Below are 17,514 nucleotides of genomic sequence, written 5' to 3'. Positions count from 1 at the left end.
GTGTTCATATCGCTTTCCAATCTGGGCTACGTTTATCGAAAAAGGCATTTAGCCCCTCTTGACCTTCATCAGATACACGAATACGGGCGATGCGCTCACTGGTGTAGCTCAATGTATCGTCATCGATAACGCCATCTTCTAAGCGTGACAACAAGGTTTTTACCCATGCCATACCTTGTGGGCTATTGCTTAACAGGGCGGCGATAATGGGTGCTGCTGCAGCGTCGAGATCATCAGCTATCTCATGGATAACATTGAGCTTTAACGCTGTTTCTGCATTAAAACGCTCGGCGGTGAGCATGTAGCGGCGTGAGGCGCGTTGCCCCATGGCGCGTACCACGTAAGGGCTGATCACTGCGGGAATTAATCCAAGCTTGACTTCGCTTAGGCAAAAGCTGGCGCGCTCGTTGGCGATCGCGATATCGCTTGCGCAGATAAGGCCTAGTGCGCCACCAAAGGCAGCTCCTTGTACCAGCGCAATAGTCGGTTTAGGGAACTTATCCAATGTATGCATCAAGGTGGCGAGCTCATTGGCATCGGCCAAGTTTTGCTCAAAATCCATCATGGCTTGTTTGCGCATCCAGTTAAGATCGGCGCCAGCGCTAAAGTTTTTGCCATTGGCCTTGAGCACTAAGACTTGGCAATCGTCATTGCTAGCAAAACTATCCAGTGCTGCGATCATCTCGCTAATCATCACCTCATCGAAGGCGTTATGTTTGTCGGCGCGGTTAAGCACCATCTCGCCGACGCCATTGTTTAGGGCGCAGCTGAGGTATTGAAATTGAGTGTCTAGTGTTGTCTTGTCGGTCATGTTTGCATCCTCTGCCTAAGTTAAGAAATCGAAGTTGATGGCCGCTTACATGCGGAACACACCAAACTTGGTTTCTTGAACTGGGGCATTTAGGGCGGCAGACAAGGCTAAGCCGACAACATCGCGTGTTTGGGCTGGATCGATAATGCCATCATCCCAAAGGCGAGCGCTGGCATGGTAAGGGTGACCCTCTTTGTCATATTGCTCGACGATTGGCGCGCGAAACGCCGCTTCATCCTCGCTTGACCACTCAAGGCCTTTACGCGTGAGTCCATCACGGCGAACGGTAGCCAATACGCCAGCGGCTTGTTCACCGCCCATCACAGAGATGCGCGCATTTGGCCACATCCACATCATGGTGGGTTCAAAGGCTCGACCGCACATACCGTAGTTACCCGCGCCGTAGCTGCCGCCAATAATCACGGTAAATTTAGGCACGTTGGCACAAGAGACCGCGGTGACCATCTTAGCGCCGTGTTTGGCTATGCCTTCATGTTCGTATTTTTTACCCACCATAAAGCCGGTGATATTTTGCAGGAACAGCAGCGGGATCTTGCGCTGACAACAAAGCTCGATAAAGTGAGCCCCTTTTTGCGCCGACTCAGAGAATAAGATGCCGTTGTTGGCCACAATACCCACGGGATAGCCATGAATACGGGCAAAACCGCACACGAGTGTCGCGCCATAGTTCGCCTTGAACTCATCGAAATCTGAGTCATCGACGATACGGGCGATCACCTCTTTGACATCGAATGGCTTCTTCAGATCTGTGCCGACAATGCCGTAGAGCTCATTAATATCAAATTTAGGTGGTTTGGCTGGGCTTAATAAGCTTTCAATCTGTTTGTTGTGATTGAGACGTGTCATGGCTTTACGGGCAAGTTCGAGGGCGTGCTCATCGTTTTGGGCCAAGTGATCGGCAACGCCAGATATTTTGGTGTGTACTTCGGCGCCGCCAAGCTCTTCTGCCGACACCTCTTCACCGGTTGCCGCCTTAACTAATGGTGGGCCAGCCAAGAAGATAGTGCCTTGCTCTTTAACGATAATGGACTCATCGGCCATGGCTGGCACGTAAGCGCCACCTGCGGTGCACAAGCCCATGACCACCGCAATTTGAGGAATGCCTAATGCTGACATCTGTGCTTGGTTATAGAAGATACGCCCAAAATGATCGCGATCGGGGAACACCTCATCTTGACGTGGCAGGTTAGCGCCACCCGAATCGACTAAGTAGATACAGGGCAGGTGGCAACGCTTAGCAATATCTTGCGCGCGCAGATGCTTTTTGACGGTCAGCGGATAGTAGGTGCCGCCTTTAACCGTGGCATCGTTGGCGATCACCATACACTCGACGCCACTGACTCTGCCTATACCGGCGATGATCCCTGCTGCGGGCACCACTTCGTCATACACCTCATAGGCGGCAAATTGGGATATCTCTAAAAACGGCGAGCCAGAGTCGAGTAGCTTCTCGACGCGCTGGCGAGGCGACAATTTGCCGCGAGCAAGATGACGTTCCATAGCGACGGCGCCGCCACCTTGTTCAATTTCAGCGAGTTTGAGCTTGAGATCGGCCACGACACTGGCCATCTGTTGATGTTTGGTTTTGAACTCATCGCTGCGAGGATTGATTCGACTACTCAGTTGCGTCACGTCAATGTTCCTTTTGTAAACTGTGATGGTGTCTGATGAGGCGTTGGCACTCATCAAAGGCCGAGCGATCTCTCGGCCATCAATAAGCGATTAACTATTTAGATTCGTTAAATAGCTCGCGGCCAATTAGCATGCGGCGAATTTCTGAGGTGCCAGCGCCAATTTCATACAACTTAGCATCACGCAGTAGGCGACCCGCAGCATATTCGTTGACATAGCCGTTACCGCCGAGCAGTTGAATCGCATCGAGTGCCATTTTGGTAGCGAGTTCGGCAGAGTAGAGAATCGCGCCTGCGGCGTCTTTGCGAGTCGTCTCACCACGGTCGCAAGATTTAGCGACGTTATAGATATAAGATTTTGCCGCGTTCATGCCGGTATACATGTCGGCCAACTTGCCCTGAACTAGCTGGAACTGGCCGATAGATTTACCAAACTGCTCACGCTCGTGGATGTATGGCACCACGATATCCATACAGGCTGTCATGATCCCAAGTGGGCCACCAGACAAGACCACGCGCTCGTAGTCTAGGCCGCTCATCAGAACTTTTACGCCGTTGTTGAGTCCGCCTAAGATGTTTTCTTCTGGGACTTCACAATCTTCAAAGACCAATTCACAGGTGTTTGAACCGCGCATGCCCAGTTTGTCCAGCTTCTGTGCCTGGCTAAAGCCTTTGGAACCGCGCTCGACGATAAATGCGGTGATCCCGTGGGGGCCTTTATCTAGGTCAGTTTTAGCGTAGATCACATAGGTGTGGGCGTCGGGCCCATTGGTGATCCACATCTTGTTGCCGTTGAGGATATAGCGGTCACCCTCTTTGCGTGCGTGCAGTTTCATTGAAACCACATCAGAACCAGCATTAGGTTCACTCATGGCCAAGGCACCAATATGCTCGCCGCTCACCAGTTTCGGCAGATACTTAGCCTTCTGCTCGGCGTTGCCGTTGCGATTAATTTGGTTAACACACAGGTTAGAGTGCGCGCCATAGCTAAGGCCAATAGACGCCGATGCACGCGAAATCTCTTCCATCGCCACTACGTGGGCGAGATAACCCATGTCGGCGCCGCCGTATTCTTCAGGCACAGTGACGCCTAACAAGCCCATGTCACCCAGCACGGGCCAGAGCTCGTTAGGGAAGGCGTTTTCCTGATCGACTTTAGCGGCGATAGGAGCAATTTCATTGGCGGCGAAACTCTGCACTGCATCACGCAGCATATCGACATCTTCACCGAGACCAAAATTAAGAGAGGAGTAGAGTTGAGTCATTGTTATATCCTACAGGTCTGATTTTTTTATAATTATTTTAGTATGTTAGTGTTGTTTTTTGTAATACTTTATGGCTTATCAACTGCTTGTGTTAATTCTGTATGGTTATGTATCCAGGATTACTGTTGTTGTAGTTCAAGTGCCGCGCGGCATTGCTGCTCGGCAGAATTGAGCTCCATCAATACCACCTTGATGTCGTCCATCTGCTGCTGAAGAGCGGTCTTTTTCTCTTCGACAAGATCGAGCATGGTGTGTAGCTGGGTGCTGCTGTTTTTGTCGGCGTCATAAAGCTCAAATAAACGGCGGGTTTCGGCTAGAGAAAAGCCAAGTCGCTTACCGCGTAAAATCAGTTTTAGGCGTACTCTGTCCTTGAGACCATAGATGCGGGTTTGCCCACGACGCTTAGGTTTTAGCAGCCCCTGATCTTCATAAAAACGGATACTACGGGTGGTTATATCGAACTCTTTTGACAGATCGCTAATGGAATAAGTCATCTGGGTGGTGTGTTTGTCGCTCATCAAAAAAATACCATAACAATTAACATTGCTAGAACGATATATGAAGTTTACGTAAAGGTAAAGATTTTAGGCGGTAAAATGTACGAAGTACGCATGCCTATACTAATAAGTTAAATATTAACAATCATTTAGCTTGTTAATTGAGTGGCCATTATGCAAAGGTCTAATGGGCAAAGGCGCGCCGTGTCTCATAATGCTTTTACTGGCCCTCGTCGCTTTAGGGGGCAAAACGGAGTGATCAGTAACCGATATGGGCGCTACCCATGTCATTCGGAGAGAGGCAAATGAAGGCGTTACATAACCAATTACATCAACAATCTATTGAAAACCCAAATGAGTTTTGGGCCGATGCCGCCCAAGCAATCAATTGGGTTAAACCATTCGACACCGTACTCGATGACGTAAATGCACCCATGTATCGCTGGTTCAGTGGTGGCGAAATCAATACCTGTTACAACGCCGTTGACCGCCATGTAGAGGCAGGGCGTGGTGAGCAGGTGGCGATTCAATATGTCAGCCCGATCACCGATACCGAATATGGCGTTACGTACAATGAGCTGCAAGCTCAAGTGAGTCGCCTTGCAGGTTACATGGCAAACCAAGGTGTGACTAAGGGCGATAGAGTGATCATCTATATGCCGATGATCCCCGAAACCGCCTATGCCATGTTGGCTTGTGCACGACTCGGTGCCATCCATTCGGTGGTGTTTGGTGGTTTTGCCGCCAATGAGCTGGCGACGCGTATTAATGATGCCAAGCCGAAAATGATCTTATCGGCATCGTGTGGTATCGAGCCCTCTGGTGTGGTGGCGTATAAGCCGTTACTTGACGACGCACTGGCTCAAGCGACCCATCATGTGGAGCAATGCCTTATTCTCAACCGCCATCAATTGCATGCTGATTTAGTTGATGGCCGCGATGTGGATTGGCAATCGGCCATGGTGGATGCGCCCAATATCGATTGTCAACCAGTGGAGGCGACCGATCCTTTATATGTGCTTTATACCTCTGGAACCACAGGTCAGCCTAAAGGCGTAGTACGCGACAACGGCGGCCATGCTGTGGCGCTCGCGTGGTCGATGAAAAATATTTATGACATACATGCTGGTGATGTGTTTTGGGCGGCATCGGATGTCGGTTGGGTGGTGGGGCACTCCTACATAGTGTATGGTCCATTGCTGGTGGGGGCGACAACGCTATTATTTGAAGGCAAGCCAGTGGGCACCCCAGATCCGGGGATTTTCTGGCGTACCATTGCTAAATATCAGGTGAAGAGCTTCTTTACTGCACCGACCGCCATTCGTGCCATTAAGCGCGACGATCCTGATGGTGACTTCTTAAAAGATGTTGATTTAAGTTGTCTACAGACGGTGTTTTTAGCTGGTGAACGCTGCGATCCCGATACTTTACATTGGGCTGAGCAGAAGCTGAACAAACCCGTTATCGATCATTGGTGGCAAACCGAGACGGGCTGGCCAGTGGCCGCCAACATGATGGGCACTGCGCCTGTGCCGGTTAAGGCGGGCTCCCCTGCATTAGCGGTACCGGGTTATGATGTGCAAGTGGTTGACGAGATGGGCGAGCGCGTTGCTGCTAATCAAACTGGCAATGTGGTGATCAAACTGCCACTACCACCAGGCACCTTGGCGACCCTTTGGCAAAATGAGGCGCGATATAAGGAAAGTTACTTGTCCATGTACCCTGGTTTCTATCTTACTGGCGATGCGGGTTATATGGATGAAGAGGGATACTTATACATTATGAGTCGTATCGACGACATCATTAATGTTGCCGGGCACCGTTTATCGACCGGCCGTTTTGAAGAGGTATTGTGTCAACACGAAGCCGTGGCTGAAGCGGCGGTTATCGGCGTTGACGATAAGCTTAAAGGGCAGGTGCCGCTGGGGTTAGTGGTACTTAAAAAAGGCTGCACCTTAAGTGATGAGCAACTGCATAAAGAGCTGACAGCCCTTGTGCGCGAGCAGATTGGCCCTGTGGCCGCGTTTAGGTTAGTCAGTGCCGTGCCTAAATTACCTAAGACACGCTCGGGCAAGATTTTACGCGGTACTATGCGTAAAATTGCCGATAATCAGACCTTTAATATGCCAGCGACCATTGAAGATCCTTATACATTAGAGCTAGTTCGTAATGTATTAACCCGGATGGGCTATGCCGATGCCCATGTATAAGGCTGGTGATTAAGCTTGTATGAAAAGGGCCATCTGGCCCTTTTCCTTTTTAGCCCTAGCCCTTCAGTAGTTGGCGACACAAGCCCAGTGTGTAAATCGATATCTTTATCTGCGTATGTCAAAAAGCGCCACGGGTACCACTTGGCGCGTCAGGTTTGATGCGCAATATGTTGCAACGTTCATTGGGGGCAGGCGGCTTTCATCTCTTTTGGCACTATTGGAATCCGATATGGGGCTATTACTTATCTCGATACGTGATGAAGCCTTTAAGCCAATTTATCCCCAAAGGATTGGCTTCGGTTGTGACGTTTAGCGTCAGTGGTACACTGCATGATGTAGCCGTTATGTTGGTCACGTGGCAGTTGATTTTCTTTTTTACCCCATGGTTTACATTGATGGGGATTATGGTGATAGTGTCTAAGCAGTTTAAATTGTCATACGCCAGTTATCATTGGATGGTTAGGGCTTGTTTTAACATGGTATTTGTTGGCGGCAGTCTACTGCTTGTCCGTTGGGGTCAACACATTGCGTCGAGTTAACTGTCTTTACACGCGAGTCAGTTTTTATGTGTTGTCGCCAATATCGAAGGTTGAAAATAAAGGATACAGATTCATGATGATCAATAAAGTCATTGGTATTGCGCTTATTCTTGTTGGCGTCGCGTTGGCAGTGTGGGGTTATAACATTTATGATTCGGCAAGCTCGCAGATCAGCCGAGCGTTCAGCGGCGATACCCCACTAGAAGCGTGGGCAGGTATGGTGGGCGGCGGGTTATGCGTCTTTGTCGGATTATTAAAGGTAAAATAATCCCTGACAGCTGGTAGATTAAAGCCTGTTTTAGGCTTTGTTGTCTGATAACCAAAACTCAAAAAGCCGACTTTTAACTAGTCGGCTTGTTAGTTTACGACTTTTTATTCAGCCGTTTAAGCGAGTTTAACCACCATCTTACCGCGGTTTTTACCTTCGAACAGGCCGATAAATGCCGCAGGGGCTTGCTCGATACCGTCATAGATAGTTTGCTCGGCTTTCACTTGGCCATTAGCTAACCATTGACCCATCTGCTGGGTAAACTCTGGATAATGTTCCCAGTGCTCAAATACGATAAAGCCCTGAATTTTTAGCTTTTTCATAATAATATAAGCAAGGTTATTCGGCCCAGGTGTTGGCGCGGTATCATTGTACTGGGCAATCATGCCGCACACGGCGATACGGCCATGATCGTTCATATTATCCAGCGCGGCGGCTAAGTGCTCACCACCGACATTTTCAAAATACACATCGACACCTTGAGGCGCAGCGGCGCGCAGTGCGGCGCTTAAGTCCGTTGTGGTTTTGTAATTAATCACCTGCTCAACGCCCATGGCTTTGAGGCTCGCGACTTTTTCGTCAGAGCCGACCGAGGCGATCACTTTGGCCCCCATTAACAAACCGAGTTGACAAGCCACGCTACCCACAGCGCCAGAAGCGGCCGATACAAACAGGGTTTCACCTGCTTTGAGCTCGGCGATACGGTTTAAACCTGTCCATGCTGTCATGCCTGGCATGCCTAACACGCCAAGAAAGTGAGACTCACATAAAGGGGTTGTAGGTAAAATCGTGTGGTCGCTGCCGTCGGTGACATAGTGAGTACGCCAACCATTCATACTGCTCACTTTGCTGCCAACAGGGAAGTCGGCGTGCTTTGATGCTATGACTTCGCCGATGGCACCACCTTCAAGCACTTCGCCTAAGGCGAACGGTGCGATATAACTTTCTCTGTCAATCATGCGGCCGCGCATGTATGGGTCAACTGACATCCACAGGTTTTTGACTAAAAATTGACCTTGCTGTAACTCAGGTAGGGTGACTTGAGTTAAGGCGAAATTGGCTGCCGTTGGCATACCCTCTGGGCGAGATTGGAGTAAAATGTGTTGTGCTTGCATGAAAATCCTCATTTTGCTTTGTGCGCTAACTAATTGTGGTAAACTCTACTCTCAAAGCCTGAGTAATGCAAATGCTTTGCGCGCAAACTAAATGTCGGTGTTAACAGAAACCTATATAAGGTTTGCTATTGTAGGCATGCATTTATACCGTTTTATGGGTATTGAATACCTAACATGAATGGGTTGAGTTTTTCTGGCGCATTTTGATCCTCCATTTTTATAATTACTTTTTCAGTGAATAACGAGTTTAAGGGCAACCCAGTGGCGAGCAAATCAGTGACAAGCACATCAGATAACCTATCCCCTAGCGCTGCTGAAAACACTGCGATGGCAACGACCTCAACAGTGAAACCTGCATTGTCAGATAATGTCTGTTTTGCCTTATATACTGCCGCGAACGCCCTAGTGCGGGCCTATCGCCCACTGCTAGAACAGTGTGATTTAACTTATCCTCAATACCTAGTAATGCAAGCATTGTGGTTACACGATGGCGCCAGTTTGACCGATCTTTCACAATCGACACGTCTCGATTTAGGCACCTTGACCCCCATAGTTAAGCGTCTGGAAGGTAAGGGATTGGTGGCGCGGACGATCGACAGTCGCGACGAGCGTAAAAAAGTGATTAATGTGACATTAGCGGGCGCGGCGTTGAAACAAGCTGCCTTGGCGTTAACGCAGCAATTATTGGATAAGGTGAGCATTTCAGGTGCCAAGCTCGATGAAATGCGCGATCTGTGCCTCACATTGACGGCGGAGCTCAATCAGTAACGGGCACGCTGGCGATTTACTGAAATACAGTGTTTTCTTCAGCGGCCAGTGATATTGGATAATACCTAGTCATTAAGTTACTCATTTTTGTATAATCATTATCAATTTATTGCTTGCTTAATATGAGCAATCGGCTTGTTAGTGTTTTCCTCTTTTTGGCCTGAGATGTGATTTAAATCGCGTGAACACCATCATTGGCAGGCCTCTTTCATCGCTTTTTTTGTGGGACACATGTAATGCAAAATCATTCAGAACTGCTCGATATTGGCATGATAGGCTTAGGTGTGATGGGAAAAAACCTCGCACTTAATATTGCCGACAACCACTATCGTGTGGCTGCGTTCGATCTAGATAATGACAAAGTTAATGGCTTACTGGCACAAGAACAACAAGAGCGCTTAGCCGGCCAGCCTCAGCGTATTAAAGGCTGTAATAATCTTTCTGAAATGTTATCCAATCTCACTAAACCCCGTATTGTGGTGTTATCTGTACCTGCCGGGGAGCCTGTCGATGGCGTCTGCGGTGCCCTGATTGATGCGGGCATTGAAGCCGATGATATTGTCATTGATACCGGTAACAGCCTATGGACCGATACCGTCGCCCGTGAAGCCCATTATGGGGGTCAATTTATCTTTTTTAGCTGCGCTGTATCGGGTGGTGAAATGGGCGCACGTTTTGGTCCATCATTGATGCCCAGCGGTGATATCAATGCCTGGGAGCATATTAAACCGATTTGGCAAGCGATAGCCGCTAAAGTGGATGCGGCAACGGGCTTACCGATAGAGCGACAAGAGCCAGGTAACCCGGTGACAGAGGGCGAGCCCTGTACCACCTATATTGGCCCTGCTGGCGCAGGGCATTATGTCAAAATGGTACATAACGGTATCGAATATGCCGATATGCAGCTGATTTGTGAAGCTTATCAGTTGCTGTCAGATACCTGTGGCATGAGTGCCTTAGAGGTGAGTGAGGTCTTTTCGCGTTGGAACCAAGGCAGTCTCAATAGCTATTTGATGGAGATAAGTGCCGAGGTGCTGGCTCAGGTCGATCCTTTAACAGACAAGCCATTAGTGGAGATGATCCTCGATAAAGCGGGACAAAAGGGCACCGGCTTGTGGACCGCGGTAAGCAGTTTACAGCTGGGGACTCCCGCGCCAACTATTGCAGAAGCCGTTTATGCCCGCGCAATGAGCACTCAAAAAACACAGCGTCAACAATTAAGCCAGTGTCTAGCGGGGCCAAGCAAGGCGGCGCTTACCGGCAGTGAGCGTTCGACGTTTATCGAACAGTTAGAAAACGCCTTATATTGCGCCAAGATTGCTTGTTATGCCCAAGGGTTTCAGTTGATGGCGATGATGGCTACCGAGAGAGGTTGGCTATTGGACTTTGCTGAAATTGCGAAGATATGGCGCGCGGGCTGTATTATTCGTGCCAAGTTTTTACAGTCGATCAGTGAGGCTTATCAAGCGGCGCAGACACAAGGGGTGGAACTGAGCAACTTGTTGATGGCCGAGAGCTTTAGTGCAGCATTGTCAACCAAGCAGTTCGATTGGCGCAGGGCGGTGTCCCAAGCCGTGTTAAGCGGTGTGCCTGTACCCTGTATCGGCTCGGCATTGGCATATTATGACAGTTCTCGCTGCGACACCTTGCCTGCAAACCTATTACAAGGTCAGCGTGACTTCTTCGGTGCCCACAGTTTTGAGCGAATTGATACTCCAGCAGGGGAAAAATATCACCTTAATTGGAGCCACAAGCCACGTACGTTAGTAAAGTTATAGCCAATAGTTATGACATCTAACCGTTGAGGTAGGGATAAGCAAAAGGCCACGGGTTCCCCTGTGGCCTTTTACCTTATGATGGCGCTGATAGGATTATCTATCCGCCGCAAGTGCCGCTGGCGTAACAGCTAGGTTTACGTGGGCAGGTTGAGCCCCGCGAACAGATCAATCTGGCTTCGTTGTCTATGCCGCGCTCAATCCAATTGATATTAAGTATTCTCGCCACGCGCTTAATATCCGTTTTAATGCTGGTGGGCAGGTGAGCTGAGCCGCCGTTATCGACACAGACCTGTTTCAGCTCATGGGCGATAGCTTTTGCATCGCCGCCCTGAGCTTCGATGGCGGGGTTGAGGTCAATACCGGCGCATAGCACATGGGGCGTGCCTGCCAGATCGTTAACCCTAATCGATTCACAGCAATAAATTTTTGGCTCTTGAGCCACATCTAAAATCGAGATCTGTGCCGAAGACCCCGTCGAAGTGGCATTGATCATTCTAAATACCGCCCAGTGCTGGCAGGGATCTTCAACTTGGCGCATATTGCCCCAAGGTAGCGGAATGCCATTGCCTCGGTAGACGGCTTTGAGTTTTCCTGGTGAGTAGGCATCAAAATAGTGCCAATGGCTATAAGGTGACACGGCCGTCATGCGGCGCATCGCCACCGAAGCCGACACGCCAACACGTTTAGCCACATCAATTTCGTAACCGTGTCTGTCGAGCAATTGCCTAAAGGGCACCTTGGGACACAGCAGGGCGCCAGCAAAAAAACTCGACTCAAAATCACGCCAAGCATGCAAAATATCTTGCGCATCGACAGTGGAGGATTGCGGCGCGGTAAAGCTGTCTTCACTTAGGCTAGTGCCGTGGCTTCGACCCGCGACCATAATGCTTTTTAAGCCATCTTTGTTGTGTAAAACACAATGGCCTATGTGGACGGCTAAATCGTATTTGAGTCGATTAGTGTGATTGTTGAGTAATTTGTTGAGGCACAGCTTATTGGGCATTTCAAAATAGGAGGTGATGATATGCTGCTCGCTAGCACCTGCTTCAAGACGGATTTGTTTAGGGGCGCGGGTAAACCATTTCACTGTTAATCCTAACTTGGCGACAATTTCCAGCAGATCATCTAGGCTGAGCGGCATGCGTTTTAAGCCCACTTCTTCTGCGGCGCGCTCAAGATCGGGAAAATGATTTTGATGATGCTCTTGATGAGCACGAATTAACAGATGGGCAAATTGGCGGCCGCTGATGCCAGTTTGTGACAACATTTCAGGGATGGCAATTTGTAAAATTTCACTAGAAAACAAAAAGCTTGGCTCTAGCGCCATGCCACAGATGCCGCCGCGAGAACCTTTAACTGGAGTGATGGCTTGTTGCTCGGGCGCATCGTCAAGAAACCAGTCGACCTCTTTTTGAAACACCGCCGCTATCACAGCTAGCATGCCGGCGCTGGGCACACGTTTACCTCGCTCTATCATAGATAGATAAGAGACCGAGGGCGCCGAATCGGCATCCACACGGATACAGCGGGCTGACAAATCTTCCATGGTGAGGTTGTTACGTTTTCTGAGGTTACGTATTTTGGTTCCCAAAAAATGCGACTTTCTCATTAAGCTTGTATTGTTTTTCATTTTGTAAAATTCACATTGTGAAATTTCTATTGTGAAATTGTAAAGAAAAAAAGACTAGACTACAAATCAAGCAATCGAGATAAGTCAGTTGCAGTGTATTTCGGCAAAGTCGATACCCATTAGTCAGTCAGCTTTGAGATGCCCCAAACGCGATAAACGTACCAAATTATATATGAGGATGAAGCTATGAATATTCACACACAGCAATCTAATCTTATCGACCACAGTATTTACAACTTCATCAAGCAGGTAATGCCTATGACACATACAAACGGAAACACCGCATTAGAGCAGCACAACCACAGTGAAGCGACAGCCTATGCCAAGCAAGTGCTGGATCAACACTTTCCGTTGAGTAATGGGTCGCATCAGGATGTCTGCAGTTATGTCGTTTATTATAAGCAGTTATTGGCATTCTTTGCTGATGGTAGTCAAAGTGGGTTGGCTGAGCCTAAACAATTTGTCGCCTTAACAGGCCATAAATGTGAGCCGACGTCATTGGTTTTGAAAAACAATGGTTTTCACGTTGAAGTGTCTATTAATCGTCGGGGTGAGCATGGTTGTAATGACTTAGCTGGCATTGATGATGTGCAAGTTGAAGCGACATTAATGACCATAGTTAACAGTCAACAGGCGCCATCACAGCGCAGCTGGACGAGCCTAGTTAGCGGACAGGCCGGAAGTCGCAACAAGCAATTTACGTCGAAAGATGGCGCTGAATACGAGGTATAAAAGCGCAATAATTTGGGGTTATCGCTAAATTTATCTACCGAATAATATAAATAAGGCCAGTGAATTCACTGGCCTTATTTATATGTGATGTAAGCTAAAAGCTAAAAGCTAAAAGCTAAGCCTAGACTGAATAAGGCACTAAAAATAATCGTTAACTTGGCCGTTTTACCCAATAAAGGGTTTAAGGCTTGGCCTGAAGTGTGGCTAAACTCACTGTTTAACTTACGTGCCAAAATCAGTGATAGCCCGCCTAAGAGCACAGGTAAACCTGGTAATAACCCCAGAAAAAAGCCGCCAATAATGAGGGCGAAAGGCAGATAAACCAATGCCTGATAGAGCACTCTTGCTTGGCCTTCGCCGATTTTGACCGCCAAGGTTAATTTACCCGCTTTGGCATCGGTTGGGATATCACGGGTGTTATTCACTAACATGATAGCTGCATTAAACAGGCCTATGGCGCTGCCAAGCAACCAAGCTGCTGTGTTGGTCGTGCCAGCCTGAAGATAGAAGCTACCCACGACAGCCACTAAACCAAAAAAGATAAACGCCGCCACTTCTCCCAATGCATGAGATGCCAATGGATAGGGGCCGCCGCTGTAACCAAGTGCCCCTAAAATTGACAGGGCCGCTAATAGTGCGATGGGCCAGCCGCCATGATAAATGAGTATTGACCCAACCACTAAAGCCAGAGCCAGACAGCCAACCATGGCATTACGCACTTTTTCTGGCGCCAGTAAGCCGCTTTGCGTTACTCGTATTGGGCCTAAGCGTTCATGGGTGTCGATACCGCTTTTAAAGTCAAAGTAGTCGTTAGCTAAGTTAACCGCCACTTGCAGTAAAACCCCGCATAACATGGAAATAGCAGCGATGAACCAACTGAATTGTTCTAGGTTAATCGCTAAAATATTGCCCACTAATAACGGGCCAATAGCTGCAGGAAGAGTGCGTGGGCGTGTCGCCAGGATCCAAGGATTCATTGTTGTATTTGTACTTACGTTAGCAATATAGGAGTGGGAGCGGTATTCGCTCAAGACGGTCAATCAATAGCATAGCAAAAAACGGTGACGCCTTGCAGTGCTTGCATTAGCGTTATGTGAACTGCTTCGTTCTATTTTTGCTCAAATGGCGCATAATTGTTCAGCTGTTCTACTTGAATGTCATTTTGTTATTATTTTGTGAAGATAAATTGTCAAAGTTTGAGCGAGCGCACAATGCCTTACCTATCCTGACTCATATTTGTCGATAGCCTCAAAGAATATCACCATCATATATGCTGTTATAAGACTATTTAGTAAGGTCGGTTGATGGCTAAGTTAATCATTATCTAATTAATTAATATGGAATTTTATGATTGTAGTAGCTTGATGTTGGGAAGCGTCAACAAGGCAATGACATAAGGGAAATAGCTTATGCGTTTTGATGAACAGGTGGCTGTGATCACTGGAGCCGGAGCCGGCTTAGGGCGAGCTTATGCTATCGCGCTTGCCGAGCGGGGCGCGCATGTTGTGCTCATTGATGCTGGCATTGCCGATCCCGATGCAGTGCTTGACCAAGACTCTGGTCTGGCAAAAACCTCACAAACCCTGTCAGAACTGGGCGCACAGACCATGAGCTTTAAGTTAGATGTTCGTGATAGTGATGGTTTAAATGATGCGGTTACAGCAATTCTTGGCCGTTGGGGCCATATTGATATTGTCATTAATAATGCCAGTATTCATCATCCTTGTGCGTTCGAGGAGCTTTCTTATGCTCAGTGGCAGCAACAGCTCGATATCGATGTCAATGGCAGTTTTATACTGACTAAACTCGTTTGGCCTCAGATGAAGCGCCAAGGTTATGGGCGCATTCTCATGAGCTGTGGCGCCAGTGCCTTATATGGCGATCGACATGAAAGTTGTTTTTCCACCAGTAAAATGGCCTTAATTGGCTTAGTGAATAGTCTGGCGATCGAAGGTGTTGATAGCAATATTTGTGTCAACTCGATTACCCCTCACGCATTGACTCAAATGACCGAACATCATTTGTCACCCTTAGTTAAGCCGCTGTTCTCGACCTCATCGGTAAATGCGGTGATGTTATTTTTGACCTCCTCCTTAGCTCCTAGCGGTCAGCATTTGTTGGTCGCAGCCGGTAGTGTGAGCCATGGCAAATTCACTGAATCTCCACACATGCGTATTACTGATGCCGAGTGTAATCCAAATGTGATACATGCGCGTTGGCATGAGCTTAAGTATGCGCGCCCTTATCGAGTACATCGCAGTGGTGAAGCTCAAATAACCGCTTGGGCTAAAAGAAGTGCTAGCGAACACCATATCGTGATTGAATAATTAGCGGTGTAATTAAACACCTTATCCCCCGTTATACTCTAGTCATATGAACGTCTTCTAAGGTAAGCTTGTCGTTTAATTTAGTAGATATTGTCGGTAAGGTGTAATGAGTCAAGTATTAGATGATCTATTATCGCTGCTGTCGCTTGAGCAGATAGAGGTTGGCCTTTATCGAGGTCAAAGCCAAGATTTGGGCTTCGGTCACGTATTTGGTGGCCAAGTGATGGGCCAAGCCCTAAGCGCGGCGGCACAAACCGTTGATCCTTTAAGGCAAGTTCACTCGTTTCATTCCTATTTCTTGCGCGCTGGCGATGAAAAACTACCGATAGTGTACGATGTGGAAGTGGTTCGCGACGGTGGCAGCTTTAGTGCGCGAAAAGTGAAAGCGATTCAAAAAGGGCGGCCGATCTTTTATATGACCTGCTCGTTTCAATCTCATGAGCAAGGTTTTGAGCACCAGAGTCAGATGCCAGATGTGCCAGGACCTGAAGGATTAATGAACCAACAAGAGTTGGCGATGACGTTGCGTGATAAAGTGCCTGCCCGTGTGCTTGAAAAGTTTATGGCCGACTCCCCCCTAGAAATGCGCCTAGTCAACCCTAGCAGCCCGATAGCGCCAGCGGCATCAGATCCTAAACGTTACGTGTGGATCCGTGCCAACGGCAATGTACCCAATGAGCTGTCGGTACATGAATATCTGTTGGCTTATGCCTCTGACTTTAATTTTTTGGTGACCGCAGCGCAGCCCCATGGCGTGTCGTTTTTAACCCCAGGTATGCGCATGGCGACGATAGATCATGCCATGTGGTTTCATCGTCCTGTCGATTTAAGTCAGTGGTTGCTTTACAGCATCGATAGTCCCAATGCGTCGGGTGGTCGAGGATTTGTCAGAGGTGAGTTTTACAGTGAAGATGGCACCTTGGTAGCATCTGCGACTCAGGAAGGGTTAATTCGTTTAACGCAGCGATGAACTTAAATGGAATGAATTGCTGCAAGCAAACTTGAGCATATAGTTTTGAGTGACGTGGTTTGAGATAGTTTTTATAGTGAGTTAATGGGATGCACATCATGAAAGGTAAAGTAAAAGGGTTTATTGCACTGTTTTGTTTATTGTTACTTAGTGCTTGCGTTACCGTTGAGCCCGAGCCGCCAGTGATTGTTAATGGGGCTGCAGGTTATCTAGAGCGCATTGCGTTGCCTCAAGGCAGTGCTATTACCATTGCTGTTATCGATCTTGATACACCAGGGGTTATTGTGGCGCAGAAGTCATTTAATATTGCTAAGGTACCTGTGCCATTTAAATTTACCTTTGCTGCGGATACTATTGATAGCAGCATCAATTATGGGGTCGTTGCTATGATCCGTTATAACGGTATGGTGATCTTTCAAACATACGATAAGTTTCCGGTGATCAATAATGGTAAATACACCACGGAAGTGATTATGAAGCCAGTGAGCGGCCGTTAACTCATGCTAGGCATGTTGTCTTAACATATATGTAATCAAAAACGGAGCTTCGGCTCCTTTTTTATTCCTAAAAATTAGCTCAATAAATTAGGTTGGCTTAATGAGCGCTTATTAAAAATGTTGATAAGTCTTTGACAAGTTGCTTAATCGTTTCTCAGTGCATTTTAGTTAATTTGACATGCGCCCTTTTACTATCGGATACGAACCAATTGGCAACACGAAATGTTAACGCCAAGTTACTTTCAATCTGTTGGGTTAAGCCCATTTTTTATTTCACTTTGAGGTGAGGTTAATTCGCCTGTTTGATCTAGGTCACTCATTTTAAAGGGGTATTATCAATGTTTGTTTCGTGAGTGTGATCCGTGTCACTGGTGCGCACTTGAAATGACGGTGTTATTTATTTTGTTGACATAGATCAATATGTAGCAAGGTTGCAGCTGGCAGGATGGCTGCAA

16 protein-coding genes are annotated in these 17,514 nt (G+C 47.8%); 9 read left to right on the top strand and 7 right to left on the bottom strand.

Going from position 1 to position 17,514, the window contains the following annotated elements:
- Positions 1-4: 4 nt before the first annotated feature.
- The 4 genes from AC5YB1_RS12850 to AC5YB1_RS12835 form a co-directional block, all read right to left on the bottom strand.
- Complete coding sequence (locus tag AC5YB1_RS12850; RefSeq protein ID WP_494519507.1) at positions 5-811, bottom strand: enoyl-CoA hydratase-related protein; 807 nt, start codon at positions 809-811, stop codon at positions 5-7.
- Positions 812-856: 45 nt separating this feature from the next.
- Positions 857-2,464 carry a carboxyl transferase domain-containing protein gene (locus AC5YB1_RS12845; RefSeq protein ID WP_494519506.1) on the bottom strand — a complete coding sequence of 536 codons (1,608 nt, stop codon included), beginning with the start codon at positions 2,462-2,464 and terminating at the stop codon, positions 857-859.
- Positions 2,465-2,558: 94 nt separating this feature from the next.
- A complete protein-coding gene (locus AC5YB1_RS12840) occupies positions 2,559-3,728 on the bottom strand; it encodes an isovaleryl-CoA dehydrogenase (RefSeq protein WP_494519505.1) in 1,170 nt (389 codons plus the stop codon).
- Positions 3,729-3,847: 119 nt separating this feature from the next.
- Positions 3,848-4,246, bottom strand: coding sequence for a MerR family transcriptional regulator (locus AC5YB1_RS12835; RefSeq protein WP_494519504.1), 399 nt, complete (start codon positions 4,244-4,246; stop codon positions 3,848-3,850).
- Between the two features lie 284 nt (positions 4,247-4,530).
- Here AC5YB1_RS12835 and AC5YB1_RS12830 point away from each other — a divergent pair, with 284 nt between their 5' ends.
- The 3 genes from AC5YB1_RS12830 (at position 4,531) to AC5YB1_RS12820 (ending at position 7,242) form a co-directional block, all read left to right on the top strand.
- Positions 4,531-6,435, top strand: coding sequence for a propionyl-CoA synthetase (locus tag AC5YB1_RS12830; protein ID WP_494519503.1), 1,905 nt, complete (start codon positions 4,531-4,533; stop codon positions 6,433-6,435).
- Positions 6,436-6,593: 158 nt separating this feature from the next.
- Entirely contained in the window at positions 6,594-6,974 is a 381-nt protein-coding gene (locus tag AC5YB1_RS12825; RefSeq protein ID WP_494519502.1) for an acyltransferase, read from the top strand.
- A gap of 76 nt (positions 6,975-7,050) precedes the next feature.
- On the top strand, positions 7,051-7,242 hold the full coding sequence (locus AC5YB1_RS12820; protein ID WP_475516953.1) for a DUF3185 family protein: 192 nt from the start codon (positions 7,051-7,053) through the stop codon (positions 7,240-7,242).
- A 116-nt stretch (positions 7,243-7,358) separates the two neighbouring features.
- Here AC5YB1_RS12820 and AC5YB1_RS12815 read toward each other — a convergent pair whose 3' ends face one another.
- The gene (locus tag AC5YB1_RS12815; RefSeq protein ID WP_494519501.1) at positions 7,359-8,357 is read right to left on the bottom strand and encodes an NADP-dependent oxidoreductase; all 999 of its coding nucleotides are present in this window, start codon (positions 8,355-8,357) and stop codon (positions 7,359-7,361) included.
- 327 nt (positions 8,358-8,684) lie between these two features.
- Here AC5YB1_RS12815 and AC5YB1_RS12810 point away from each other — a divergent pair, with 327 nt between their 5' ends.
- Positions 8,685-9,125: a MarR family winged helix-turn-helix transcriptional regulator gene (locus tag AC5YB1_RS12810; protein WP_475516453.1), complete on the top strand. Its 441-nt coding sequence runs from the start codon at positions 8,685-8,687 to the stop codon at positions 9,123-9,125.
- Between the two features lie 236 nt (positions 9,126-9,361).
- Positions 9,362-10,903 (top strand): NADP-dependent phosphogluconate dehydrogenase, encoded by a 1,542-nt coding sequence (gene gnd / locus AC5YB1_RS12805; RefSeq protein WP_494519500.1) that lies wholly within the window; start codon positions 9,362-9,364, stop codon positions 10,901-10,903.
- Between the two features lie 97 nt (positions 10,904-11,000).
- On the opposite strand, the gene AC5YB1_RS12800 is transcribed toward gnd, so the two are convergent.
- Entirely contained in the window at positions 11,001-12,533 is a 1,533-nt protein-coding gene (locus AC5YB1_RS12800) for a DUF3612 domain-containing protein (RefSeq protein WP_494519499.1), read from the bottom strand.
- A gap of 186 nt (positions 12,534-12,719) precedes the next feature.
- Between AC5YB1_RS12800 and AC5YB1_RS12795 the strand changes: the two genes are divergently transcribed.
- On the top strand, positions 12,720-13,265 hold the full coding sequence (locus tag AC5YB1_RS12795; RefSeq protein WP_494519498.1) for an aldolase/citrate lyase/malate synthase family protein: 546 nt from the start codon (positions 12,720-12,722) through the stop codon (positions 13,263-13,265).
- Between the two features lie 101 nt (positions 13,266-13,366).
- Here AC5YB1_RS12795 and AC5YB1_RS12790 read toward each other — a convergent pair whose 3' ends face one another.
- Complete coding sequence (locus AC5YB1_RS12790; protein ID WP_494519497.1) at positions 13,367-14,242, bottom strand: 1,4-dihydroxy-2-naphthoate polyprenyltransferase; 876 nt, start codon at positions 14,240-14,242, stop codon at positions 13,367-13,369.
- Positions 14,243-14,674: 432 nt separating this feature from the next.
- Between AC5YB1_RS12790 and AC5YB1_RS12785 the strand changes: the two genes are divergently transcribed.
- The 3 genes from AC5YB1_RS12785 to AC5YB1_RS12775 all read left to right on the top strand — a co-directional run bounded on the left by AC5YB1_RS12785 (position 14,675) and on the right by AC5YB1_RS12775 (position 17,059).
- Positions 14,675-15,592 carry an SDR family NAD(P)-dependent oxidoreductase gene (locus tag AC5YB1_RS12785; RefSeq protein WP_494519496.1) on the top strand — a complete coding sequence of 306 codons (918 nt, stop codon included), beginning with the start codon at positions 14,675-14,677 and terminating at the stop codon, positions 15,590-15,592.
- A gap of 106 nt (positions 15,593-15,698) precedes the next feature.
- Positions 15,699-16,562 (top strand): acyl-CoA thioesterase II, encoded by an 864-nt coding sequence (tesB, locus tag AC5YB1_RS12780; RefSeq protein ID WP_494519495.1) that lies wholly within the window; start codon positions 15,699-15,701, stop codon positions 16,560-16,562.
- A gap of 98 nt (positions 16,563-16,660) precedes the next feature.
- Positions 16,661-17,059 carry a YbaY family lipoprotein gene (locus AC5YB1_RS12775; protein WP_494519494.1) on the top strand — a complete coding sequence of 133 codons (399 nt, stop codon included), beginning with the start codon at positions 16,661-16,663 and terminating at the stop codon, positions 17,057-17,059.
- Positions 17,060-17,514: the final 455 nt, after the last annotated feature.

Source organism: Shewanella sp. 433, from assembly GCF_059338565.1.
The sequence above is the reverse complement of the archived record's forward strand: the minus strand, read 5'-3'. Positions and strand labels throughout refer to the sequence as shown.

Excerpts from the sequence above, each read along its gene's own strand:
- AC5YB1_RS12850 (WP_494519507.1), bottom strand. The coding sequence starts at position 811 with ATGACCGACAAGACAACACTAGACACTCAATTTCAATACCTCAGCTGC.
- AC5YB1_RS12840 (WP_494519505.1), bottom strand. The coding sequence starts at position 3,728 with ATGACTCAACTCTACTCCTCTCTTAATTTTGGTCTCGGTGAAGATGTC.
- AC5YB1_RS12835 (WP_494519504.1), bottom strand. The coding sequence starts at position 4,246 with ATGAGCGACAAACACACCACCCAGATGACTTATTCCATTAGCGATCTG.
- AC5YB1_RS12830 (WP_494519503.1), top strand. The coding sequence starts at position 4,531 with ATGAAGGCGTTACATAACCAATTACATCAACAATCTATTGAAAACCCA.
- AC5YB1_RS12825 (WP_494519502.1), top strand. The coding sequence starts at position 6,594 with ATGCGCAATATGTTGCAACGTTCATTGGGGGCAGGCGGCTTTCATCTC.
- AC5YB1_RS12820 (WP_475516953.1), top strand. The coding sequence starts at position 7,051 with ATGATCAATAAAGTCATTGGTATTGCGCTTATTCTTGTTGGCGTCGCG.
- AC5YB1_RS12815 (WP_494519501.1), bottom strand. The coding sequence starts at position 8,357 with ATGCAAGCACAACACATTTTACTCCAATCTCGCCCAGAGGGTATGCCA.
- AC5YB1_RS12810 (WP_475516453.1), top strand. The coding sequence starts at position 8,685 with ATGGCAACGACCTCAACAGTGAAACCTGCATTGTCAGATAATGTCTGT.
- gnd (WP_494519500.1), top strand. The coding sequence starts at position 9,362 with ATGCAAAATCATTCAGAACTGCTCGATATTGGCATGATAGGCTTAGGT.
- AC5YB1_RS12800 (WP_494519499.1), bottom strand. The coding sequence starts at position 12,533 with ATGAAAAACAATACAAGCTTAATGAGAAAGTCGCATTTTTTGGGAACC.
- AC5YB1_RS12795 (WP_494519498.1), top strand. The coding sequence starts at position 12,720 with ATGAATATTCACACACAGCAATCTAATCTTATCGACCACAGTATTTAC.
- AC5YB1_RS12790 (WP_494519497.1), bottom strand. The coding sequence starts at position 14,242 with ATGAATCCTTGGATCCTGGCGACACGCCCACGCACTCTTCCTGCAGCT.
- AC5YB1_RS12785 (WP_494519496.1), top strand. The coding sequence starts at position 14,675 with ATGCGTTTTGATGAACAGGTGGCTGTGATCACTGGAGCCGGAGCCGGC.
- tesB (WP_494519495.1), top strand. The coding sequence starts at position 15,699 with ATGAGTCAAGTATTAGATGATCTATTATCGCTGCTGTCGCTTGAGCAG.
- AC5YB1_RS12775 (WP_494519494.1), top strand. The coding sequence starts at position 16,661 with ATGAAAGGTAAAGTAAAAGGGTTTATTGCACTGTTTTGTTTATTGTTA.